The following is a 22,141-nucleotide window of genomic DNA, read 5'->3' as shown; positions in this document are numbered from 1 at the left end:
CGCCGCGAACCCGGTGACGTGCTGGAACGGGCACCCTCCAGGGGCCCGCGCCGAGCTCGCGAGGCGTGGGGGGAAGGGTGGTCCTCCGTCAGCCCACCGCGGAGCGGAGGGCCTCCACGCGGTCGGTGCGCTCCCAGGGCAGCTCGACGTCGGTGCGGCCGAAGTGGCCGTACGCGGCGGTCGGGCCGTAGATCGGTCGCAGCAGGTCCAGGTCGCGCACGATCGCGCCCGGGCGCAGGTCGAACACCGTGGTGACCGCCTTCTCCAGGACGTCGTCCGGGACGGTGCCGGTGCCGTGGGTGTCGACGAACAGGCCGACCGGGTGCGCGGCGCCGATGGCGTAGGCCACCTGCACCTCGCAGCGGCGGGCCAGGCCGGCGGCAACGACGTTCTTGGCCACCCAGCGCATCGCGTACGCGCCGGACCGGTCGACCTTCGAGGGGTCCTTGCCGGAGAACGCGCCGCCGCCGTGGCGGGCCATGCCGCCGTAGGTGTCGACGATGATCTTGCGGCCGGTCAGCCCGGCGTCGCCCATCGGGCCGCCGATGACGAACTTGCCGGTCGGGTTGACCAGCAGCCGGTAGCCGTCGGTGGGCAGGCCGAGGGCCTGCAGCTCCGGCTCCACCACGAGCTCCTGCACGTCGGGGGTGAGCAGCTGCTCGATGGAGATGTCCTCGGCGTGCTGCGAGGAGACGACGACGGTGTCGACGCCGACCGGCCGGTCGTCCTCGTAGACGACGGTGACCTGGGTCTTGCCGTCGGGGCGCAGGTAGGGCACCGAGCCGTCCTTGCGGACCGCGGCCAGCCGGCGCGAGAGCCGGTGCGCCAGCGCGATCGGCAGCGGCATGAGCTCGGGGGTCTCGTCGGTGGCGTAGCCGAACATCAGGCCCTGGTCACCGGCGCCCTGGCGCTCGATCTCGTCGTCGGTGGTGCCGGTGGTGCGCGCCTCGTAGGCGGTGTCCACCCCCTGCGCGATGTCCGGCGACTGGGAGCCCAGGGAGACGCTGACGCCGCACGAGGCGCCGTCGAAGCCCTTGCGGGAGGAGTCGTAGCCGATCCGCAGCACGGTCCGGCGGACGACGTCGGCGATGTCGACGTACCCGGCGGTGGTGACCTCGCCGGCGATGTGGACCTGGCCGGTGGTGATGAGCGTCTCGACGGCGACGCGGCTGCGCGGGTCCTGCGCCAGCATCTCGTCGAGGATCGCGTCGCTGATCTGGTCGGCGATCTTGTCCGGGTGGCCCTCGGTCACCGACTCGGACGTGAAGAGGCGGCGTGGCACTCGGTTCTCCCTGGGTCGGTGACGAGATCACGGCGCGGCATGCCCGCGCCGTGGGAGCAACTTACCGGCGCGTCCCGCCCGTGGCAGCCGCCGGTCAGGCGAGACGGGGCAGGACGACCTGCCAGACCCCCGCGGCGACGGCGTCCTTGCTGCCGTGGGGCACCTCGGTGGCGGTGCCGTCGGCGGCGAGGACGACGGCGGCGTTGTCCGGGCGGCCGAACACCCCGCCGCCGGAGACGTCGTTGACGACCAGCAGGTCGCAGCCCTTGCGGGCGAGCTTGGCCCGGGCGTGGGCCAGCACGTCGGCGTCGGCGTCCCCGGTCTCGGCGGCGAAGCCGACCACGAGCTGCCCGGGGGCGCGCTTGGTGACCAGCTCGGCGAGCACGTCGGGGTTGCGCACCAGCGGGACGGCGTCGGGCTCGCTCGCGCTGTCCTTCTTGAGCTTCGTGGCCGCGACGGTGGCCGGCCGGAAGTCGGCGACGGCCGCGGCCATGACGACGACGTCGGCCTCCGGGGCCTCGGCGAGCATCGCGGCGCGCAGCTCCTCCGCCGTCCCGACGGGGACGACGCGGACGCCGAACGGCGCGGGCAGGTCGACGTTGGCCGCGACGACGGTGACGTCGGCCCCGCGGGCGGCGGCCACGCGGGCCAGCGCCCAGCCCTGCCTGCCCGACGAGCGGTTGCCCAGGTAGCGCACCGGGTCCAGCGGCTCGCGGGTGCCGCCGGCGCTGATCAGGACGCGGCGGCCGGTGAGGTCGGCGCGCACGACGTCGGCGCCCGCCGCGAGGACCACCTGCGCCAGCGCGGCGACGTCGGCGGGCTCGGGCAGCCGGCCGGGGCCGGAGTCGGGACCGGTCAGCCGGCCGACGGCGGGCGGCAGCACGATCGCGCCGCGGCGGCGGAGCGTGGCGACGTTGTCCTGGGTGGCCGGGTGCAGCCACATCTCGGTGTGCATGGCCGGCACGAACACCACCGGGCAGTGCGCGGTGAGCAGCGTGGCGGTGAGCAGGTCGTCGGCGCGGCCCATCGCGGCGCGGGCGAGCAGGTCGGCGGTGGCCGGCGCGACGACGACGAGGTCGGCGGTCTGCCCGATCCGCACGTGGGCGACCTCGGGCACCTCCGACCAGACGTCGGTGGTGACCGGGTGGCCCGACAGCGCCTCGAAGGTCGCCGCCCCGACGAAGTGCAGCGCCCCGGGGGTGGGGACGACGCGGACGTCGTGCCCGGCCTCGGTCAGCGCGCGCAGCAGCAGGGCGGCCTTGTAGGCGGCCACGCCCCCGGCGACGCCCAGCACGATCCGGCTCATGCGCCCCATCCTCCCGCAGACGCGACGACGCCCCCGGCCTGGGCCGGGGGCGTCGTCACCACTCCTGGGGGCCGGACGGCCTCAGTTGTCGCCGGCGGTGTGGGTGAGCAGGCCCTCGTTGATCTCGCGCAGCGCGATCGACAGGGGCTTCTCCTGGGGCGCGGTGTCGACCAGCGGGCCGACGTACTCGAGCAGGCCCTCGGAGAGCTGGCTGTAGTAGGCGTTGATCTGGCGCGCGCGCTTGGCGGCGAAGATCACCAGGCCGTACTTGCTGCTGGTGCGCTCGAGCAGCTCGTCGATCGGCGGGTTGGTGATGCCCTCGGGGGCGGGTGCGACTCCGGACACGGGCGGGCGTGCTCCTCGGTTGGCTCGGTGGGAGTGAGGGGCCTCGGGTGGCCGGTCACTCGGAGGCGCCGGCAGCCTTTCCTGCCGACGGCGCGACCAGCAATCCTACCAACTCGTCGGCGGCCCTCGCGACGTCGTCGTTGACCACCACGACGTCGAACTCCCCCGCGGCGTCCAGCTCGGCCTGCGCGATGGCCAGCCGGCGCTCCTGCACGGCCGGCGGCTCCGACCCGCGGCCGGCCAGCCGGCTCTCGAGCTCGGCCCACGACGGCGGGGCGAGGAAGACCAGTTGCGCCTGCGGGGCGCGCGCCCGCACCTGGCGGGCGCCCTGCAGCTCGATCTCGAGCAGCGCCGGGGCCCCGGCCGCGAGGCGCTCGCGGACCGGGGCGGCCGGCGTGCCGTAGCGGTTGCCCGCGTACTCGGCCCACTCGAGCAGGCCGTCCTCGGCGACCAGCCGGTCGAACTCGGCGTCACCGATGAAGTGGTAGTGCACCCCGTCGACCTCTCCCGGGCGCTGCCGGCGGGTGGTCACCGACACCGAGACCCACACGTCGGGGTACCGGCGGCGGACCTCGGCGACGACGGTGCCCTTGCCGACCCCCGAGGGTCCGGAGAGCACCGTCAGGCGCGCCGGGGCAGGGATCGGCTGGGCAGTCGGCAACGGGTGGTCCCTCGTGGTGCTGGCGTCGGACGGGTGGAGCGGTACCGCGACCTCAGGCCGTCGAGTCGGCGGGCACCTGGTCGGCGGCCACCGGATCGCCGCCGAACTCCGCCTCCAGCGCCTTGCGCTGGTTGGCGCCCAGGCCGCGCACCCGGCGGGTCGGGGAGATCTCGAGCCGCTCCATGATCTTCGCAGCCCGCGCCTTGCCCACGCCGGGCAGGGACTCCAGGACGGCGGAGACGCGCATCTTGCCGATGACCTCGTCGGTCTCGCCCTGCTTGAGGACGTCGCCGACCGTGGCGCCCTTGCTCTTGAGCCGCTCACGGAGCTCGGCGCGCGCCTTGCGGGCGGCGGCGGCCTTCTCCAGTGCGGCGGCACGCTGTTCGGGGGACAGGTCGGGGAGGGGCATGGTGCGTCCCATCGTGTCGTTGCCGGGGATCTGCGACCCGGCGGGTACGTGCGGTGTCGGGTGCGGGCCCGCGGTCTGGGCACCGACGATCAACCTAGTAACCCCGAATCCGCAGGTCACGCGCTGTTTGCACGACCTTTTCGATCTCCGGTCGCCCGCTCGTGACGCCTGGTGGAGGCCCGCTGTGACCCTCCGTGAACACCGCAGGTCACGAAGTATACGAAACGCATTCGTATCGGCCCGGCGACCCCGCCGCGCGCGGACGTGACACGCCGGGCGGCGCGCCCGGGCAGCCCGTCAGCGGGCCGACCGCCGGCCCAGGACCCACCCGCCGACCGCGGCCAGCACCAGCGCACCGGCGACCGCGAGGGCGGCCCCGACGAGGTGCCCGGTGTCCCAGAGGACCGACCCGGGGCCGGACGTCAGGGTCAGCGCGCTCTCGTGGACGGAGTCGACCTCCGCGAGGGGCGCGTACGCGGTCCAGCCGTGGTCCGACGGCGGGCGGGTGTTCGTCCACCAGAACACGGCGACGCCGGCGACGGCGAGGGTCACTCCGAGTCCCGCGACCAGCCAGGGCACCGCGCGCCTCACCGCCCGAGCTCCCCCGCCCAGCGGGCGGCCGCGGCGCGCAGCCCGGCGGGGTCCGGGCCCGCCGCGAGCACGTCGCGGGAGACGGTGGGGACGACGGCGCGGCCGGCGCCGAACAGGCGCCGCAGGTCCGCCGCCGAGCCGCCCTGGGCGCCCAGCCCCGGCGCGAGCACCGGGCCGCCGAGCCCGTCGAGGTCGACGTCGACCTCGCGCAGCGTGGCACCGACGACGACGCCGAAGGACCCGGTCGTGGCGCCCCAGCGGCTGCCGAGGTCCTGCACCGCGCCGAGGTCGGGCAGCGGGTCGCCGACGACCCAGCCGGGGGTGTTCCAGCCGCGGACGGTGTCGACGACGACCTGCGCCACCGACCGCTCCCCCACCGCCGCGTGCTGCAGCGTGCCGGCGTCGGGGTTGGACGTGCGGGCCAGCACGAACAGCCCGCCGCCGGTCAGCCGGGCGGTGTCCACGGCCGGCTGCAGCGAGCCCGGCCCGAGGTAGGGGCTGACGGTGAGCGCGTCGACGGCGCACGGGTGCTCCGGGCGCAGCACGTCGGCGTAGGCGTCCATGGTCGAGCCGATGTCGCCGCGCTTGGCGTCCAGCAGCACCAGCGCCCCGGCGGCGCGGGCCCGGGCGACGGCGTCCTCCAGCACGGCCAGGCCGCGGGAGCCGTGCCGCTCGAAGAACGCCGACTGCGGCTTGAGCACGGCGACCTCGCCGGCCAGCGCGTCGACCACCGTGTCGGTGAACCGGCGCAGCCCGTCGACGTCGTCGGCCAGGCCCCAGCGCTCCAGCAGCGGCGCGTGCGGGTCGATGCCCACACACAGCGGCCCGCGGGCGGCGACGGCGTCGGCGAGCCGCTGCCCGAACGGCGGGCTCACCGGGGCACCGACCGCGACAGGGTGTCGCCGTGGACGGCGATGCAGTCGCGGGCGAGGAAGGGGTCGGCGAACGCGCCCGACGCCGACTGCACCGCGTCGGCGCCGGCCTCCCACAGCGCCGCGAACGACGCCGGGTCGGTCACCCCGCCCATCGCCAGCACGTCGAAGCGCCGGCCGGACGCCTCGCGCAGCGCCACCAGCCGGCGGGTGAGGTCCAGCGCCCGCCCGCGGACGGCCGCCCCCGACAGCCCGGCCACCGCGCGGCCGGGGAAGGTCGGCTCGCCGTCGCCGCGCACCACCCGGCTCGCGACCGTGTTGATGCCGGCGACGCCGTCGACCAGCGGCACCAGCCGGGGCACCAGCGCGGCCAGCCGGTCCTCGTCGAGCCAGGACAGCTTGGCGACCAGCCCGGTGCGGTCGTCCAGCGCCCGGCGCACGCCCTCGACCACGGCCACGGTGGCGTCGGCGTCCAGGCACAGCGGCGGCTTCACGCCGTCCGGCGAGGCCGACAGCGTGTTCGGGCAGGACAGGTTCAGCTCGACGACGGTCGCGCCGGCCTCCTGCGCCATCGCCGCGACGCGGGCGAAGTCGTCGACCAGGGCGAGGCCGTCGCCGGACCCCATGACGCTGACCAGCAGCAGCTGGTCGGCGTCGACGGCGGCCAGGGACCGCTCGAGGTCGGCCATCCACTCCTGCGGCGCCGGCGAGGGGACGCCGAAGGAGTTGACCGTGCTGACGTCCGGGGAGCCGGGTTCCACCCAGTCCCAGGGGTCGGAGACGACGGCGTCGCCCGGCGGGCGCGGCGCGAACGTCCAGTTCGGCTGCACGTTCGGCTCGTGCGCCCGGCTGCGCACCGTCTTGTAGGTGAGCACGCTGAACCCGTTGCGGGCGTGGAAGCGGACCCACTCCTCCCCGCCGTTGAGCACGCAGGCCGGCACGCCGATCGGGAAGCCGACGTCGCGGCCGAGCACCCGCCACCGCCGGTCGCCGGCCCGCGGCCGCCGCGGCAGCCGCGGGCCGACCGGGGTCGGCAGGTTGTCGCGGTAGGAACCGAGCAGGTCGTAGGACGGCGTCCGCACCCCGTGCGCGGCGAGCAGCCCGCCGTGCCCGGCGAAGAACGCCACACGGGTGAGCAACGGCAGGTCGCCGTCGCCGGCCTCCCCCGCCGCCAGCCGCGCGGCCAGGCCCTCCGCGCCGGCCCGCAGGGCGGCGAGCTCGTCGGCCGGCGGCGTCGCGAACCGGGTGACCCCGGCGAGGAACGACGCCGCCAGCCCGTCGACCAGCCCGCGGGCGACCAGGTCGTCCCGCACGGCCCCGACGACGACGCTCACGGGGTCGCCGTGAGCGCGGCGTGGACCTCCTGCAGGCTGCGCACCCCGAGGCCGCCGCGGCGCAGCGCCTCGACGCCCTGCACCGCCGCCGCCAGCCCCTGCACCGTGGTGACGCACGGGATGCCGGCGGCCACCGCCGCGGTGCGGATCTCGTAGCCGTCCAGCCGCGGCCCGCTGTTGCCCGGCGACCCGAACGGCGTGTTGACCACGACGTCGACGTCGCCGGCCAGGATCCGCTCGACGCAGTTGCCCGGGCCCTCGCTGTACTTGCCGACCACCTCGCACGCGACGCCGTTGCGGCGCAGCACCTGCGCGGTGCCGGCCGTGGCGAGGACGCGGAAGCCGAGGTCGGCCAGCCGCTTGACCGGGAACACCGCGGCCCGCTTGTCCCGGTTGGCCAGCGAGACGAACACCGTGCCCTCGGTGGGCAGCGAGCCGTAGGCGGCGGCCTGGGACTTGGCGAACGCGGTGCCGAAGCCGTCGTCGAGGCCCATGACCTCGCCGGTGGACTTCATCTCCGGCGACAGGACGGTGTCGACGCCGTGGCCCTCGACGGTGCGGAACCGGTGGAAGGGCAGCACCGCCTCCTTGACCGCGATCGGCGCGTCCTCGGGCAGGTCGGTGCCGTCGCCGGTGGCGGGCAGCACGCCGGCGGTGCGCAGCTCGGCGATCGTCTCCCCCACCGCGATCCGCGCCGCGGCCTTGGCCAGCTGCACCGCGGTCGCCTTGGACACGAACGGCACCGTCCGGCTGGCCCGCGGGTTGGCCTCCAGCACGTAGAGGACGTCGTCCTTGAGCGCGTACTGCACGTTGAGCAGCCCGCGGACGCCGATCCGGGCGGCCAGCGCCTCGGTGGCGGCGCGGATCTGCGCCAGGTCGGAGGAGCCCAGCGTGATCGGCGGCAGCGCGCACGCGGAGTCGCCGGAGTGGATGCCGGCCTCCTCGATGTGCTCCATGACGCCGCCGAGGTAGAGCTCGGTGCCGTCGTAGAGCGCGTCGACGTCGATCTCGACGGCGTCCTCCAGGAACCGGTCGACCAGCACCGGGTGGGCGGGGCTGACGTCGGTGGCCTTGGCGATGTAGGCCTCGAGCGTGGCGTCGTCGTAGACGATCTCCATGCCGCGCCCGCCGAGCACGTAGGACGGGCGGACCAGCACCGGGTAGCCGATCTCGGCGGCGATCGCGCGGGCCTCGGCGAACGTCGTCGCCGTGCCGTGCTTGGGCGCGAGCAGGCCGGCGTCGGCCAGCACCCGGGAGAACGCCCCGCGGTCCTCGGCGTCGTCGATGGCCTCCGGCGAAGTACCGAGCACCGGCACGCCGGCGTCCTTGAGCCGCTGCGCGAGCCCCAGCGGCGTCTGCCCGCCGAGGGTGCAGATCACCCCGGCCACGGGACCCGCGGCGCGCTCGGCCTCGACCACCTCGAGGACGTCCTCGAAGGTCAGCGGCTCGAAGTACAGCCGGTCGGCGGTGTCGTAGTCGGTGGAGACGGTCTCGGGGTTGCAGTTGACCATCACGGCCTCGTAGCCGGCGTCCTGCAGCGCCATCACCGCGTGCACGCACGAGTAGTCGAACTCGATGCCCTGCCCGATCCGGTTGGGCCCCGAGCCGAGGATCAGCACGGCCGGCTTCTCCCGCGGTTCGACCTCGGTCTCCTCGTCGTAGGACGAGTAGTGGTACGGCGTGCGGGCGGCGAACTCGGCGGCGCAGGTGTCCACGGTCTTGAACACCGGCCGGACGCCGAGCCGGTGGCGCAGCAGCCGGACGCCGTCCTCCCCCGACAGCTCCGGCCGCAGCGCGGCGATCTGCCGGTCGGACAGCCCGTGCCGCTTGGCCCGCCGCAGCACCGCGGCGGTGAGCGCCGGCGCCTCCCGGACCTCCGCGCCGACCTCCCCGACCAGCGCGATCTGGTCGACGAACCACGGGTCGAACCCGCTGGCCTCGGCGACCTGCTCGACGGTGGCGCCGGCGCGCAGCGCGGCCTCGGCGACGTACAACCGGCCGTCGACCGGCGTGCGCAGCGCCTCCAGCAGCTCCTCGGCGCTCGACCCGGCAGCGTCGCCACCCGCCCCGCCGGCCCCGACGGCCTCGGTCCAGAAGCCCGCCACCTTCGTCTCGGTCGACCGCATGGCCTTGCCCAGGGCCTCGGGGAAGTTGCGGCCCATCGCCATGACCTCGCCGACGCTCTTCATCGTCGTGGTCAGCCGCGGGTCGGCACCGGGGAACTTCTCGAAGGCGAACCGCGGGATCTTCACGACGACGTAGTCCAGCGCCGGCTCGAAGCTCGCCGGGGTGACCCCGGTGATGTCGTTGGTGATCTCGTCGAGGGTGTAGCCGATGGCGAGCTTCGCGGCGATCTTGGCGATCGGGAAGCCGGTGGCCTTCGACGCCAGCGCGCTCGACCGCGACACCCGCGGGTTCATCTCGATGACGACCAGGCGCCCGTCGGCCGGGTTGACCGCGAACTGGATGTTGCAGCCGCCGGTGTCGACGCCGACCTCGCGCAGCACCGCGATGCCGACGTCGCGCATCCGCTGGTACTCGCGGTCGGTGAGCGTCATCGCCGGCGCGACGGTGACCGAGTCGCCGGTGTGCACGCCCATCGCGTCGACGTTCTCGATCGAGCAGATGACGACCACGTTGTCGCTGCGGTCGCGCATGAGCTCGAGCTCGTACTCCTTCCAGCCGAGCACCGACTCCTCGACGAGCACGGTGTGCACCGGGGAGTCGGCCAGGCCGTGGGAGGCCATCCGGCGCAGCATCGCCTCGTCGGTGGCGAACCCGGAGCCGAGGCCGCCCATGGTGAAGCTGGGCCGGATGACGACCGGGTAGCCGACCTCGGCGGCGGTCTCCAGCGCCTCCTCCACGGTGGCGCAGACCCGCGAGCGCGGGGCGTCGGCGCCGATGGACCGGACGATGTCCTTGAACTTCTGCCGGTCCTCGCCGCGGTTGATCGCGTCGACGTCGGCGCCGATGAGCCGGACGCCGTAGCGCTCCAGCGTGCCGTTCTCGTACAGGCCGATCGCGATGTTCAGCGCGGTCTGCCCGCCGAGGGTGGCCAGCAGCGCGTCGGGGCGCTCCTTGGCGATCACCCGCTCGACGAACTCCGGCGTCAGCGGCTCGACGTAGGTGGCGTCGGCGACGTCGGGGTCGGTCATGATCGTCGCCGGGTTGCTGTTGACCAGGCTGACCCGCAGGCCCTCGGCGCGCAGCACGCGGCAGGCCTGGGTGCCGGAGTAGTCGAACTCCGCGGCCTGGCCGATGAGGATCGGCCCGGAGCCGACGACCAGGACGTGCGAGATGTCGGTGCGCTTGGGCATCAGGCGTTCTCCCCCGTGCTGGACTGGACCCGCGGCGCCGGGCTGACCGCGTCCCCGCCGTCCCGCGTGGCCTGCAGGAGGTCGACGAACCGCTGGAACAGCGGCGCGGCGTCGTGCGGGCCGGCGGCGGACTCGGGGTGGAACTGGACGCTGAACGCCGGGGCGTCGAGCAGCCGCAGCCCCTCCACGACGTCGTCGTTGAGGCCGACGTGGCTGACCTCGACCCGGCCGTAGGGGGTGTCGGTGGGCCGGTCCAGCGGCGCGTCGACGGCGAACCCGTGGTTGTGGCTGGTCACCCGGACGGTGCCGCTGACCCGGTCGAGCACCGGCTGGTTGAGGCCGCGGTGGCCGAAGCGCAGCTTGTAGGTGCCCAGGCCCAGCGCCCGGCCGAGGATCTGGTTGCCGAAGCAGATGCCGAACAGCGGCCGGCCGGCGTCGAGCACGCCCCGCACCGCGGCGACGGCGTAGTCGGCCGCGGCCGGGTCGCCGGGGCCGTTGGACAGGAACACGCCGTCGGGGCCGGCGGCGAGCAGGTCCTGCGCGGTCGCGGTCGAGGGGAGCACGTGCGTCTCGACGCCGAGCTCGGCGAGGTGCCGCGGGGTCGCGGTCTTGATGCCGAGGTCGAGCGCGGCGATGGTGAACCGCCGCTTCCCCACCGCCGGGACGACGTAGGGCTCGCGGGTGCTCACGTGCGGCGCGAGGTCGGCGCCGACCATGCCCTCGGCGGCGCGCACGCGGGCGAGCAGCGCGTCGGGGTCGGTGGACTCGCTGCTGATGCCGGCGCGCATGGCCCCGCGCTCGCGCAGGTGGCGGGTCAGGGCGCGGGTGTCGATCCCGCTGATCCCGACGACGCCCTGCGCGGCGAGCTCGTCGTCGAGGCTGCCGGTGGCCCGCCAGTTGGCCGGGCGGCGGGCCGGGTCGCGGACGACGAACCCGGCCACCCACATGCGGCGGCTCTCGTCGTCCTCGCCGTTGACCCCGGTGTTGCCGACGTGCGGCGCGGTCATCGTGACGATCTGGCCGGCGTAGCTGGGGTCGGTCAGCGTCTCCTGGTAGCCGGTCATCCCGGTGGCGAACACCGCCTCGCCGACCGTCGTGCCGACCTTGCCGTAGGACTCGCCGCGGAACGTCCGTCCGTCCTCCAGGACGAGGATCGCCTCGCTCACTTCTGTGCCTTTCCGTCCAGGACGGTCGCCTCGCCCCGCAGGAACGTGGCGACCACGCGGCCGGGCAGCTCCCGGCCGGAGTAGGGGCTGTTGCGGCTGCGGCTGGCCAGCGCGGCCGGGTCGACGGTGGCCCGGGCGGCGGGGTCGAGCAGCAGCAGGTTGGCCGGCTCCCCGGGCGCGATCGGGCGCCCGTGGCCGGTCAGGCGGCCGATGGCCGCCGGGCGGGCCGACATGCGGTCGGCGACGCCGGCCCAGTCGAGCAGGCCGGGCTCCACCAGCGTCTCCAGCACCACCGAGAGCGCCTGCTCCAGCCCGAGCATCCCGGGCCGGGCCTGCGCCCACTCGCTCTCCTTGTCCTCCACCGCGTGCGGCGCGTGGTCGGTGGCGACGGCGTCGATCGTGCCGTCGGCCAGGCCCTGCCGGAGGGCCTCCACGTCCGCGTCCGTCCGCAGCGGGGGGTTGACCTTGAACACCGGGTCGTAGGACTCGGCGCAGGCCTCGGTGAGCAGCAGGTGGTGCGGGGTGACCTCGGCGGTCACCTGCACGCCGCGGGACTTGGCCCACCGCAGGATCTCCACCGAGCCGGCGGTGGAGACGTGGCAGACGTGCAGCCGGGCGCCCACGTGCTGGGCGAGCAGCACGTCGCGGGCGATGACCGCCTCCTCGGCGGCGGCCGGCCAGCCGGTGAGCCCGAGCCGGGCGGAGCGGTCGCCCTCGTTCATCTGCGCGCCGGCGGTCAGCCGCGGCTCCTCGGCGTGCTGGGCGACCACGCCGTCGAAGGCCTTCACGTACTCCAGCGCGCGGCGCATGAGCGCGGGGTCGGCGACGCAGTGCCCGTCGTCGGAGAAGACCCGCACGCGGGCGGCGGAGTCGGCCATCGCGCCGAGCTCGGCCAGCCGCTCGCCGCGCAGCCCGACGGTGACCGCGCCGACCGGCACGACGTCGACCAGCCCGGCCTCCTGGCCCAGCCGCCAGACCTGCTCGACGACGCCGGCGGTGTCGGCGACCGGGTCGGTGTTGGCCATGGCGTGCACCGCGGTGAACCCGCCGAGCGCCGCGGCGCGGCTGCCGGTCTCCACCGTCTCGGCGTCCTCGCGGCCGGGCTCGCGCAGGTGGGTGTGCAGGTCGACCAGGCCGGGCAGCGCGACCAGCCCGTCCGCGTCGACGACGGTCGCGCCGGCCGCGGACAGCCGGTCCCCGACCGCGGCGACCCGGCCGTCCTTCAGCAGCAGGTCGGCGGGCTCGCCGCCGAGGACGCGCGCCCCCTTGATCAGCGTGGTCACGCCGTCACACTCCCTCGCTCCGCTCGGCCGTTCGCTCCGCTCCTCGCTCGCCGGCGCTCGCTGCGGTGCTCACTCACCGGGGCCCCCGCCGAGGAGCAGGTAGAGGACGGCCATCCGCACGCTGACGCCGTTGCCGACCTGCTCGACGATCGTCGAGCGGACCGAGTCGGCGACGTCGGCGGCGATCTCCATGCCGCGGTTCATCGGGCCGGGGTGCATGACGATCGCGTCGTCGGACAGCGCGGCCATCCGGACGGCGTCGAGGCCGTAGCGACGGCTGTACTCGCGGGCGCTGGGGAAGAACGAGGCGTTCATCCGCTCGAGCTGGACCCGCAGCATCATCACGACGTCGGCCTTGGGCAGCACGGCGTCCAGGTCGTAGGAGACCTGCACCGGCCAGGACCCGACGCCGACCGGCAGCAGCGTCGGCGGCGCGACGAGGGTGACCTCCGCGCCGAGCGTCGTCAGCAGCCAGACGTTGGAGCGGGCCACCCGGCTGTGCAGGACGTCGCCGACGACGGCCACCCGCACGCCGTCGAGCCGGCCCAGCCGGCGGCGGATCGTGTAGGCGTCCAGCAGCGCCTGGGTGGGGTGCTCGTGGGTGCCGTCGCCGGCGTTGACGACGCTGCCGCGCACCCAGCCGGCCAGCCGGTGCGGGGCACCGGACGCCGAGTGGCGCACGACGATCGCGTCGCTGCCCATCGCCTCCAGCGTCAGCGCGGTGTCCTTGAGGCTCTCGCCCTTGGAGACGCTGCTGCCCTTGGCGGAGAAGTTGATGACGTCCGCGGACAGCCGCTTGGCCGCCAGCTCGAAGGAGATGCGGGTGCGGGTGGAGTCCTCGTAGAAGAGGTTGACCACCGTGCGGCCGCGCAGCGTGGGCAGCTTCTTGACCTCGCGGCCGGCCAGGGCCTGGTCGATCTGCGCGGCGGTGTCGAGGACGAGCGTGGCGTCGGCGCGGTCGAGGTCGGCCGCGTCCAGCAGGTGCCGCTTCACCGGCTCGTCACCAGCACCTCGTCGGCGCCGTCGGTCTCGGCGAGGTGCACCCGCACCTTCTGCGCGCGCGAGGTGGGCACGTTCTTGCCCACGTAGTCGGCGCGGATCGGCAGCTCGCGGTGGCCGCGGTCGACCAGCACCGCCAGCTGCACCGCGCGGGGCCGGCCGAGGTCGCGCAGCGCGTCGAGTGCCGCGCGCACCGAGCGGCCGGAGAACAGGACGTCGTCGACGAGGACGACCAGCCGGCCGTCGATCCCCGCGGGCGGCAGGACGGTGTCCTCCAGCGCCCGGACGCCGCGCATCCGCAGGTCGTCGCGGTAGAGGGTGATGTCGACGGTGCCGACGTCGACCGCCGTGCCGGCGAAGGCGGCGATGCGGGCGGCCAGCCGGCGGGCCAGCGGGGCGCCGCGGGTGGGGATGCCGACCAGGACGACGTCGGGCAGGGCGTCGCCGGCCTTCTCGATCACCTGGTGGGCGATGCGGTCGACGACGCGGGCGACGTCGGCGGCGGCGAGCAGCACGGTGGGCGCCGGGCCGTCGGACGGGTCGGTGGACTGGTTACCGGGCAGGGGCCCGGTCGTGCCGGCCATCAGGCCTCCTTCCCCGCCTCACGGGACGGGTCGTTAAAGGAGTGGGGTGGACCGGTCTCGACCGTACTGCACCCCTCCGTGTGACCGTCGTCGCGCGTCGTGGTCCCGCAGGTGGGCGCGGGAGTCCCAGGATGGCCCGCACGAGGGAGGCGCTGTTGCCATCCGCCACATGTGAGTACGCTGCGTGACGGACCAGCCCTGGACACGACGACGGACAGTGAGCAGAGACGCATGAGCACCGACTACTCACGGGCACTCGGCGCCCGGCTGCGGGCCATCCGCAACCAGCAGGGTCTCTCCCTCCAAGGCGTGGAGGACAAGTCGCACGGTCGCTGGAAGGCCGTCGTCGTCGGGTCCTACGAACGCGGGGACCGCGCGGTGACCGTCCAGCGGCTCTCCGAGCTCGCCGTCTTCTACGGCGTGCCGGTCTCCGAGCTGCTGCCCGACCCGCGCCCCTCCTCGGCCGTGACCTCGACGACCAAGATCGTGCTGAACCTCGAGTCGCTGGGCTCGCTGCCCGCCGACGAGGCCGGCCCGCTCGCCCGCTACGCCTCGACCATCCAGGCGCAGCGCCACGACTACAACGGCAAGGTCCTCTCCATCCGCGCGGAGGACCTCAAGTCGCTGGCGATCATCTACGACATGAGCCCCGACGAACTCACCACCCGGCTCATCGAGTGGGGCGTGCTCAACCCCGGCATGGACGGCGTCGGCGCCCCCGTCGACGACGAGGACGACAGCTGGGACCGCCGCCGCGCCCCGCGCTGAGGCGACCGGCCCGCGTCAGACCGGCCGCGATCCCGCTCTCCTCCTGATCCCCCGCCCACCGGACAGCGCCTGGACCGCCTCCGGGTGGATCCCGCACGACGACAGCGCCCCCACCAGGTCGGCCCGGCCGTTGACGCCCAGCTTGGCGTACACGTGGGCGAGGTGCGCCTCGACGGTGCGCACGGACAGGACCAGCTGATCGGCGATCTCCTGGTTGCTCAGCCCTCGTGCCGCCAGCTGCGCCACCTGTTCCTCGCGTGGGGTGAGCCGGGGAGGCAGCCGGCCGTCCGTGCCCGTCAGGTCCACCAGCCCGCAGGCCCGGGTCAGTCCCTCTGCACGCGACCGGGACAGGACCGCGGCCTGACGTCTGCCGGCGCGCTCGTGGGCCGCCGCCGCCTCCCCCGCGGCCTCGGCCGCGAACACCAGCACGCCGACCTCCTCCAGGAGCCGGCTGACCCGGTCGAGCTCCTCGGCGGACGAGTCGACGCTGGCACGCGCCCATCGGGCGGCCGCGTCCACGAGGGGGGAGTCGAGCCGCCGGGAGAGCAGTTCCAGGCGGCCGACGACGTCCCGGGCCCGGCCGAAGCGCAGGGCACCGGCCAGCACCACCGCCTCGACGGCCGCCTGTCCCTGGCGGGCGGCGACCTCTGCTGCGACGAGCGCCCGCGCCCCGGCGTCCGACCGTCGTCCCTCCGCCGCTGCGAGCCAGGCCTCGGCCATCCGCACGTGGGGCTCGTGGATCGCGGCCGTGAGCGTCCCCGCGTCCTGCTCGACCAGCAGCCGCGCCGCCTCGGCGTCCCCCGTCTGCGCGTGGGCTGTGGCCGTGAGTGCGGTGCACAGCGGCAGGAAGCCTGCGGGATCCTGTTCCTCGAGACCGGACAGGGCCTCCTGCAGCCAGCGCAGGGCGACGCGTGGCCTCCCGGCCGCCAGCGCCGCCCAGCCGCGGTGCAGGCAGGCGATGGCGTCTCCGGCCCACTCGGGCGCGGTGAGGTTGCGCTGGTACAGCTCGGCCGCCCGGCACTCGAGCTCCCCGACCCGCCCGCCGAGGTGGAGGGCCACGACCTCCGCCTGAGCCAGCGCGATGCGCACGAAGGCCAGTTCGCGCCCGGCCGACAGGGCGTCGAGCGCCGCCCACCCGGACCGGACGGTGGCCAGCGCCCGACCGGTCCGGCCGGTCACCGCCAGACCCGCCGCCGTGGCCGCGGCCGCGAGCGGCTCGGCGAGCCCGGTCGGGGCCGAGGTGAGCACGGACTTGCCGAGCCGCACCGCCTCCCCGGGGTCCCCGCTCAGGAGCGCCAGGACCGCCTCGGTGGCGCCGAGGACCGCCCTGCCCTCGGGCGACCCGACTCTGCCGGCGGCTGACCGGAGGGCGGCGTGGGCGTCGTCGGCCCGCCCCAGGCCGCAGAAGAGGGTGAGCACCTCGATCGTCGCGAGGCGGGCCCGGTCCTCGTCCGAGTCGGCCACGAGCACCGCTTGGTGGGCCAGCTCGGCGCTGCGCACCGCCTGGCCCTGCCACCAGGCCGCCTCGACGAGCGCGAGCTGTGCCCGTGTCCCGCCCCCGGCGTCGACGCCGGCCCGCGCCAGTCGCTCGGCCAGTGCGAACTCCTGCAGCTCGACGGCCTGCTGGGCGGCCGTCGCGAGGACCGCGGCATCGAGTGAGGCCAGCGCGTCGTCCAGCAGGAGTGCCCCACGGCGCACCCACTCCTCGGGGGACCTGGCAGCCGCCCGGGCGGCCAGGTCGTGGCGGATGGTGCGCAGGACCGCCTCCGGAGCGCGGTCGCGGACGACCTCGCTGAACAACGGATGGGCTGCCTTGACCTCGCCGTCCCGCTCCGTGGCGTCGGTCATGAGACCACGTCGCTGCAGCGAGGCGACGGCCTCGAGGCTGCTGAGCTCCGCGACCTCGTGCACGCTGATCGGCTCAGCGGTCGCGAGGACCTCCATGGCCCGCCACTCCTCGGGCCCCAGGTCCCCGAGCTGAGCCAGGACGATCTCCGTGAGACGGGAGGACGGGACCACGGCTCCTCCCCACCGCCACAGGCCGCGGTGGCGGTGCAGCCGTCCGGTCCGGAGTCCGTCTTCCAGGAGTTCGCGCAGGTACTGCGGGTTGCCCTCGCTGAGCCGCCACAGTCGCTCGCAGGTCCTGCTGTCGACGTCGCCCTCCAGCACGGCGCCGACCAGGTGCTGGGTGTCGTGGCGGCCCAGCGGCCGGACGTCCAGCCGCGTGGCCAGTTCGTCCTTCCACAGGTGCGACGAGGGATCGGCACGGAGGGGCTGGGTGCGGACCGCGAGGACCAACGTCACCCCACCGCTCGCCGCGAGCTGGTGCAGGAGCGTCACCGACAACGGGTCGAGGAACTGGGCGTCGTCCACGCCCAGTACGGGCGCGGGGCCGACCCGGTCACCGGCGATGGCCTGAGCCGCCATCTGGAGCAGCGGGAGGGGGTCCGGCGCGGTCACCTCGATCGTCGGCAGGAGGGGTGCCAGGGCACCGAGCGGAACGGCCGCGGCCGCGTGAGACGCCGCGGCCGAGCGGGTGCGCCGCCCGCGGAGTCGAGCCCAGGCCAGTGCCTCACGCAGCAGCCGTGTCCGGCCGACCCCGGCCGGCCCCGCGATCACGATGCTCCGAGCCGGCTCGGTCTCCAGCGCCTCGGCGATGGCTGCGCACTCGTCGTCACGCCCGACGAGCGGCCACCGATGCGGTTCCATCAGCCCGACAGGTCGCCGGACGCCCACTCCCGGGCGGCACGGCCCGGCCGATCCACCCGGTGTGCGGACCGCCCGCCCGTCGACGTTGGCTCGATCAAGGCTCTCCCCCTGCGACGTGACTCCCGCCTTGCAAGAACCGTAACCGCGATCGGGGCGGTGACAGACGTTCTCGTTCCCTTATTCCGGACGACGACGTGGTCCGACCGATCTCCCGTCGCGTCCTCACTCCTCACTACTCGGTGGGGACGGAGCGTTCGCGGGTTCGCGGACCTGCCGCTCCCAGACGAGCACCAGGCCGTGTGCTCCCTCCACGACCCGCGTGGGAGCGTGCTCCGGCGGCAGGGCGGCCAGCCGGTCCCGGAGCTCGGTGGTCACGCCCGGCGCCGGGGTCGGCCGGTCGTCGAACCAGGTGATCTCGACGTCGTGGTGGGGCGCCTCCGCGGCAGCCGGGGCGGTCCACCCCGGACCTGCAGCGACGGCCAGGTCGTGGTCGGCCGTCAAGGCGGCCAGCGCCCCCAGCACCCGCTCGTCGACCGAGCCGTCACGCAGCGCCGTGCGCACCTCGGGAGCCGCGTCCAGCCGGGGGTTGCCCGCCAACGAACTGCCGAAGGCCTGCCGGACGGCCAGGGCGGCAGCGGCTGCCCGCTGCTCGGCCGCGACCTGCGCGGCCCGATCGGCCTCGGCGTCCCGCTCGCGCTCCTCCGCGTGGGCCGACCGCAGGACGACGAGCGCCGCCGGCCCGGTTCCGAACCGGGCCACACGACTCTCCGCCGCTGCCGTGTCCCCCACCGCGACGGCCCAGTCAGCGGTGTCTGCCGCGGCGGATCCGGCGTGGACCAGCCGGTCGGGTGCGACGCCGTCCTTGACCAGGTCGCCCCACAGCTGCGCGGGGACGGCGACGGTGCCGTCGTCGGCCTCCGGCGCCTGGATCCAGGCAGCGAGCGCAGCGTGCGGCAGGGGGACCGCCCTGCCGGGCTGGAACAGCGTGCCGACGACGACCAGGACCACGGCCGGGACGACGACGAGCCCCCGCAGGAGCGGGTGCGGACGCTGCGGCACGGGGAGGCGCACCACGCCGTCGACGAGCACCGCGGCCAGCACGACCGCGGCGACGACGGCGAGCACCGCGGCGCTGCCGGCGCCCGGCCACGGCAGCGCGGCCAGGATGAGCAGCGCACCCGTCGCCACGGCCGGGGGACGCATGCGCCGCACCGCGAGCGCGGCGACCACGACGACCGCCGCCGCGAGGACGAGGACGGTCCGCTCCGACGGGTCGAGCGGACGTCCCGTCCGCTCCACCGGGACCGCTGCGGCGAGACCTCCGACGAGGACCAGCACGGCCACCCCGGACCACCGTGCGGCGGACCGCCGGAGGTCGTCGGGACGCCGGTGCCGGGAGGTCACGGGGGCGCGGCGGCTGTGCCTCCCGTCGCCGGCGGCGTCCCGCGCCGGCCACCACGCCTGCCGGTACCAGCGCGGCGAGCCCGCGAGGAGCGTCGCCGCCGCGCAGACCGCGAACGGCACGGCGACCAGCGGCTCGGTGGCCAGGCCGACGGCGACCGCGAGTACGCCGGCGACCCCGGTGAGGGGGTGGCGAGCCGGCCCCAGGACGACGAGCCCCAGCGCCGTCCACGCGGCCCCGAGGACGGCGGACCCGGCCGTGGCGAGTTCGGTCACCACCGGGCCCATCGCCGCCACGGCCGCGAGCGGCAGGACGACGGCCAGCGGTCGCAGCCGGCGGTGCAGGACGAGGGTGACCAGGCACACCACCAGGACGGCCGAGGCCAGCACGGAGAGCTCCCGGGCCCCGGCGACGGCCGTGGCGTGCCGGTCGAAAGCACCGGTCACGGCGGCGTACAGGGTGAGCTGGGCGTGCGCCAGCCACTCCCCCGCGGCCACCGACGGGTCGTCCGCACCGTGGATCGAGGCGAGCGCGGTATCGACCAGCGCCGTCTCCTCATCCGTCGCCGGACGGGAGGAGGCGACCGAGGCCACCCGTGCCACCAACAGGCAGCCGGTGCCGGCCAGGACCGCCAGCCCCGCGCCGCGGCGCAGGGCCACGCCGGTGGCCGGGCTGATCCGGCTCCTGGCGCCGCGGGCCCGGCGCTTCTGCCGGACGATGTCGACCAGCATCCACAGGATCAGGACGGTGCCGATCCAGGGCAGCGCGAGGAGCAGCATCTGGAACACGCCGAGCGACGTGGTGACGACGTCGCCGGCGCGGACCGCGGCGTCGAGCCCCTGCAGGTACTGCTGCAGTGACCGCCACGCCGCGGGGATCAGCCGGGGCGCGGCGACGACGAAGAAGACCAGCCACGCGGCGAGGGTCGGGACGACCACCAGGACCCAGAGGACCACCGTCCGGCGGGCGCGGGGCTTGAGCTCGGCCACCCTGGGGTGCACCGGCCGGCCCGGGAGCACACTGAGGAACGCCGGCCTGACGTAGCCGAACAGGTCGGGGACGCCCACCAGGTCGGCCAGGATGTAGTAGCCGTCCAGCCGGATGGACGGCAGGAACTGCCAGGCCGTCTCGACGTGCATGCCGATGAGGGCGAGCAGGAGCCAGGTCTCCCCGGTGCGGAGGTAGACCAGGCCGAGCACGGCCAGGCTGATGGCGTCGAAGTAGACCCCGCCGAGGTCGGTGCGCAGGCGGCCGGCCCGGCTGAGGCGGTAGCTGTCGGTGACGTCGCTGTAGAGCGCCGGCCAGACGATGTAGATCCCCACGCCGACGTTGCCCGGGCGGGCGCCGCCGTAGCGGCAGGCCGAGACGTGACCGAACTCGTGGATCGCCCCGGTGACGACGGTGAGGCCGAGGATCGCGAGGAGCAGGGACGGGCGTTCGATGACCGTCTGGACCCCCGCGACGGACTCTGCCAGCAGGTCACCGCCCGCGACGATCGCGACGTCGACGGCCACGAAGGCGGCCACCAGGACCACCCACACCGGCCGGGCGAACAGGGGCTGGAGGACGCGCCCGATCCGGTCTGCCGCCCCGGCGGGGATCACCCCGGCGCGGTAGCGCAGGGCCAGGAGGAGGTCGTTCCTGACCGGCATCGGGACGGGCGCGGGGGCGGTCTGCTGCGCTGCTCCCGCGCTCACGGAGGAGGTGTCGTCGACCGTGGTGCCGCCGGGCTCCTGCCGCACCGCGCCACCCACGGCGACGATGCCGGCGGGGTACAGCCGCTCCTCGATGAGGAACCGCACCTGGTCCTCGGTGAGCTCCTGCCCCAGCTCGGCGTTGACCGTCTCGGCGATCCGTCCGGCGTCGCGACCGTCGAGGGCACGGGCCACCCCGTACAACAGCCGGGGCAGCTGCATCGTCTGCCCGTCGACCCGCTGGATGAGGTACTTCGGCTCCTGGTAGGCCGAGTCCTGGTACTCCCCGAGCAGCTCGGTGCCCGGGGTCAACCCGTACACGCGGCGCTCGTCCGTGCTCGCGGGGCTGAGGGCCTGCGTCACGCTCGTCAACTCCGTACGGGATGGGACCGGGTGGATCCGGGGCACGGGGAGGGGCGGCCGGACCGGCCGCCCCTCCCCTGCAGGAGGACGTCAGCCGCCGACGTTGCTGCCCGCGAGGGCGACAGCCTCGGCGACGTTCACCTGCGTGCCGCCGAAGTTGATGTTGCCGGCGTTGATCGCGATGGCGATGGACACGTTGCCCACCTGGCTGACGTCGACGAAGCGTCCGTTTCCGCCGCGCTTCATCGTGGTGCGCGCCGGCAGCAGCTCGACGGTCTGGTCCTCGAACATGGCGTCTCCTCAGGATCGGTACTGAAGGGGAGGCCACCAGGGAGGAAGGTGGGAGCGATCACCGCCGCCGGACCACCCACTGGCCCCCGTGACCTGCCGATTCCGGCCGCGGTCCGGCTCGACGGCGGAAGTCTTGGCTGCCCGGCGACCGGGCGACAACGGTGGGGAACACCTATCTGGGCTCCCCCGGTTCCCGCATCCCCCGGGGTCGGGCCACTGAGGTCGACCGCGCCGCCACGCAGTCGCGGCCGCCGACCACCGAGGTCTGCACGGCGGGGTCGTGGGTCCACCGGTGCCCGCAGCGACGTGGTACCTGTTGCGGTTGGGTCATCACGCGCCGGCGGGGGCGCCCCCTCCGCTCCCCGCGGCGGGTCCTGCCGGCGAGCGTCCCGGACGCACAGGGAGGGGCGGCCGAGCCGGCCGCCCCTCCCGCGCCGCGCAGGACGTGTCGTCCCGTGCGTTCCCGCCGTCAGCCGCCGATGAACACGTTGCTGCCGGCCAGCGCGGCCGCGACGGCGACGTTCGCCTGGTCGCCGCCCACGTTGATGTTGCCGGCGTTGACGGCAGCGGCGACAGCGGTGTTGCCGCTCTGGTTGATCAGGGTGAAGCCGCCCCGCTTCATCGTGGTGCGGGCCGGCAGCAGCTCGATCTTCTGGTCCTCGAACACGGTGGTCTCCTCAGGATCGGATCGGACGGGGAGAGGACCACGGCCGGTTCCTGCCGCGGCCACCCGCTGGCCCCGTGGGTACCGCCTCCGGCCGCGGT

18 protein-coding genes are annotated in these 22,141 nt (G+C 75.0%); 1 reads left to right on the top strand and 17 read right to left on the bottom strand.

Going from position 1 to position 22,141, the window contains the following annotated elements:
• Positions 1 to 88 precede the first annotated feature (88 nt).
• The 13 genes from metK to pyrR all read right to left on the bottom strand — a co-directional run bounded on the left by metK (position 89) and on the right by pyrR (position 14,149).
• The gene (metK, locus tag ACI79B_RS06915; RefSeq protein ID WP_456926790.1) at positions 89 to 1,282 is read right to left on the bottom strand and encodes a methionine adenosyltransferase; all 1,194 of its coding nucleotides are present in this window, start codon (positions 1,280 to 1,282) and stop codon (positions 89 to 91) included.
• A 94-nt stretch (positions 1,283 to 1,376) separates the two neighbouring features.
• Positions 1,377 to 2,588: a bifunctional phosphopantothenoylcysteine decarboxylase/phosphopantothenate--cysteine ligase CoaBC gene (gene coaBC, locus ACI79B_RS06910; protein ID WP_456926789.1), complete on the bottom strand. Its 1,212-nt coding sequence runs from the start codon at positions 2,586 to 2,588 to the stop codon at positions 1,377 to 1,379.
• Positions 2,589 to 2,669: 81 nt separating this feature from the next.
• Positions 2,670 to 2,933, bottom strand: coding sequence for a DNA-directed RNA polymerase subunit omega (gene rpoZ / locus ACI79B_RS06905; RefSeq protein WP_089305624.1), 264 nt, complete (start codon positions 2,931 to 2,933; stop codon positions 2,670 to 2,672).
• 55 nt (positions 2,934 to 2,988) lie between these two features.
• Positions 2,989 to 3,594, bottom strand: coding sequence for a guanylate kinase (gmk, locus tag ACI79B_RS06900; RefSeq protein ID WP_456926788.1), 606 nt, complete (start codon positions 3,592 to 3,594; stop codon positions 2,989 to 2,991).
• 52 nt (positions 3,595 to 3,646) lie between these two features.
• Positions 3,647 to 4,003, bottom strand: a complete 357-nt coding sequence (gene mihF, locus ACI79B_RS06895; protein ID WP_456926787.1) for an integration host factor, actinobacterial type — start codon at positions 4,001 to 4,003, stop codon at positions 3,647 to 3,649.
• A gap of 297 nt (positions 4,004 to 4,300) precedes the next feature.
• Positions 4,301 to 4,594, bottom strand: a complete 294-nt coding sequence (locus ACI79B_RS06890) for a hypothetical protein (protein WP_456926786.1) — start codon at positions 4,592 to 4,594, stop codon at positions 4,301 to 4,303.
• On the bottom strand, positions 4,591 to 5,469 hold the full coding sequence (gene pyrF / locus ACI79B_RS06885) for an orotidine-5'-phosphate decarboxylase (RefSeq protein ID WP_456926785.1): 879 nt from the start codon (positions 5,467 to 5,469) through the stop codon (positions 4,591 to 4,593). Before pyrF ends, ACI79B_RS06890 begins: the two co-directional genes overlap by 4 nt.
• On the bottom strand, positions 5,466 to 6,800 hold the full coding sequence (locus tag ACI79B_RS06880; RefSeq protein WP_456926784.1) for a dihydroorotate oxidase: 1,335 nt from the start codon (positions 6,798 to 6,800) through the stop codon (positions 5,466 to 5,468). Before ACI79B_RS06880 ends, pyrF begins: the two co-directional genes overlap by 4 nt.
• A complete protein-coding gene (gene carB / locus ACI79B_RS06875; protein ID WP_456926783.1) occupies positions 6,797 to 10,117 on the bottom strand; it encodes a carbamoyl-phosphate synthase large subunit in 3,321 nt (1,106 codons plus the stop codon). Before carB ends, ACI79B_RS06880 begins: the two co-directional genes overlap by 4 nt.
• Positions 10,117 to 11,283: a glutamine-hydrolyzing carbamoyl-phosphate synthase small subunit gene (gene carA, locus ACI79B_RS06870; RefSeq protein WP_456926782.1), complete on the bottom strand. Its 1,167-nt coding sequence runs from the start codon at positions 11,281 to 11,283 to the stop codon at positions 10,117 to 10,119. Before carA ends, carB begins: the two co-directional genes overlap by 1 nt.
• A complete protein-coding gene (locus ACI79B_RS06865) occupies positions 11,280 to 12,566 on the bottom strand; it encodes a dihydroorotase (RefSeq protein ID WP_456926781.1) in 1,287 nt (428 codons plus the stop codon). Before ACI79B_RS06865 ends, carA begins: the two co-directional genes overlap by 4 nt.
• A gap of 69 nt (positions 12,567 to 12,635) precedes the next feature.
• Complete coding sequence (locus ACI79B_RS06860) at positions 12,636 to 13,559, bottom strand: aspartate carbamoyltransferase catalytic subunit (protein WP_456926780.1); 924 nt, start codon at positions 13,557 to 13,559, stop codon at positions 12,636 to 12,638.
• Positions 13,556 to 14,149 carry a bifunctional pyr operon transcriptional regulator/uracil phosphoribosyltransferase PyrR gene (pyrR, locus tag ACI79B_RS06855; RefSeq protein ID WP_456926779.1) on the bottom strand — a complete coding sequence of 198 codons (594 nt, stop codon included), beginning with the start codon at positions 14,147 to 14,149 and terminating at the stop codon, positions 13,556 to 13,558. The genes ACI79B_RS06860 and pyrR overlap by 4 nt, the downstream gene beginning before the upstream one ends.
• 231 nt (positions 14,150 to 14,380) lie before the next feature.
• Here pyrR and bldD point away from each other — a divergent pair, with 231 nt between their 5' ends.
• On the top strand, positions 14,381 to 14,917 hold the full coding sequence (gene bldD, locus ACI79B_RS06850; RefSeq protein WP_456926778.1) for a transcriptional regulator BldD: 537 nt from the start codon (positions 14,381 to 14,383) through the stop codon (positions 14,915 to 14,917).
• A gap of 15 nt (positions 14,918 to 14,932) precedes the next feature.
• On the opposite strand, the gene ACI79B_RS06845 is transcribed toward bldD, so the two are convergent.
• The 4 genes from ACI79B_RS06845 to ACI79B_RS06830 all read right to left on the bottom strand — a co-directional run bounded on the left by ACI79B_RS06845 (position 14,933) and on the right by ACI79B_RS06830 (position 22,043).
• Positions 14,933 to 17,626 (bottom strand): LuxR C-terminal-related transcriptional regulator, encoded by a 2,694-nt coding sequence (locus ACI79B_RS06845; RefSeq protein ID WP_456926777.1) that lies wholly within the window; start codon positions 17,624 to 17,626, stop codon positions 14,933 to 14,935.
• Between the two features lie 222 nt (positions 17,627 to 17,848).
• On the bottom strand, positions 17,849 to 21,085 hold the full coding sequence (locus ACI79B_RS06840; protein ID WP_457000077.1) for a hypothetical protein: 3,237 nt from the start codon (positions 21,083 to 21,085) through the stop codon (positions 17,849 to 17,851).
• A gap of 90 nt (positions 21,086 to 21,175) precedes the next feature.
• Entirely contained in the window at positions 21,176 to 21,376 is a 201-nt protein-coding gene (locus ACI79B_RS06835) for a hypothetical protein (protein ID WP_456926775.1), read from the bottom strand.
• Positions 21,377 to 21,845: 469 nt separating this feature from the next.
• Positions 21,846 to 22,043: a hypothetical protein gene (locus ACI79B_RS06830; RefSeq protein WP_456926774.1), complete on the bottom strand. Its 198-nt coding sequence runs from the start codon at positions 22,041 to 22,043 to the stop codon at positions 21,846 to 21,848.
• Between the last annotated feature and the right edge of the window lie 98 nt (positions 22,044 to 22,141).

The organism is Geodermatophilus sp. SYSU D00879, from assembly GCF_054050375.1.
Note: the sequence above shows the minus strand (reverse complement) of the source record. Positions and strands in the feature narration are given on the sequence as shown.

What these genes read in the sequence shown, in the direction of transcription:
- coaBC (WP_456926789.1), bottom strand. Translation starts at nt 2,588, where the DNA reads ATGAGCCGGATCGTGCTGGGCGTCGCCGGGGGCGTGGCCGCCTACAAG.
- mihF (WP_456926787.1), bottom strand. Translation starts at nt 4,003, where the DNA reads ATGCCCCTCCCCGACCTGTCCCCCGAACAGCGTGCCGCCGCACTGGAG.
- carB (WP_456926783.1), bottom strand. Translation starts at nt 10,117, where the DNA reads ATGCCCAAGCGCACCGACATCTCGCACGTCCTGGTCGTCGGCTCCGGG.
- pyrR (WP_456926779.1), bottom strand. Translation starts at nt 14,149, where the DNA reads ATGGCCGGCACGACCGGGCCCCTGCCCGGTAACCAGTCCACCGACCCG.
- bldD (WP_456926778.1), top strand. Translation starts at nt 14,381, where the DNA reads ATGAGCACCGACTACTCACGGGCACTCGGCGCCCGGCTGCGGGCCATC.
- ACI79B_RS06845 (WP_456926777.1), bottom strand. Translation starts at nt 17,626, where the DNA reads ATGGAACCGCATCGGTGGCCGCTCGTCGGGCGTGACGACGAGTGCGCA.
- ACI79B_RS06835 (WP_456926775.1), bottom strand. Translation starts at nt 21,376, where the DNA reads ATGTTCGAGGACCAGACCGTCGAGCTGCTGCCGGCGCGCACCACGATG.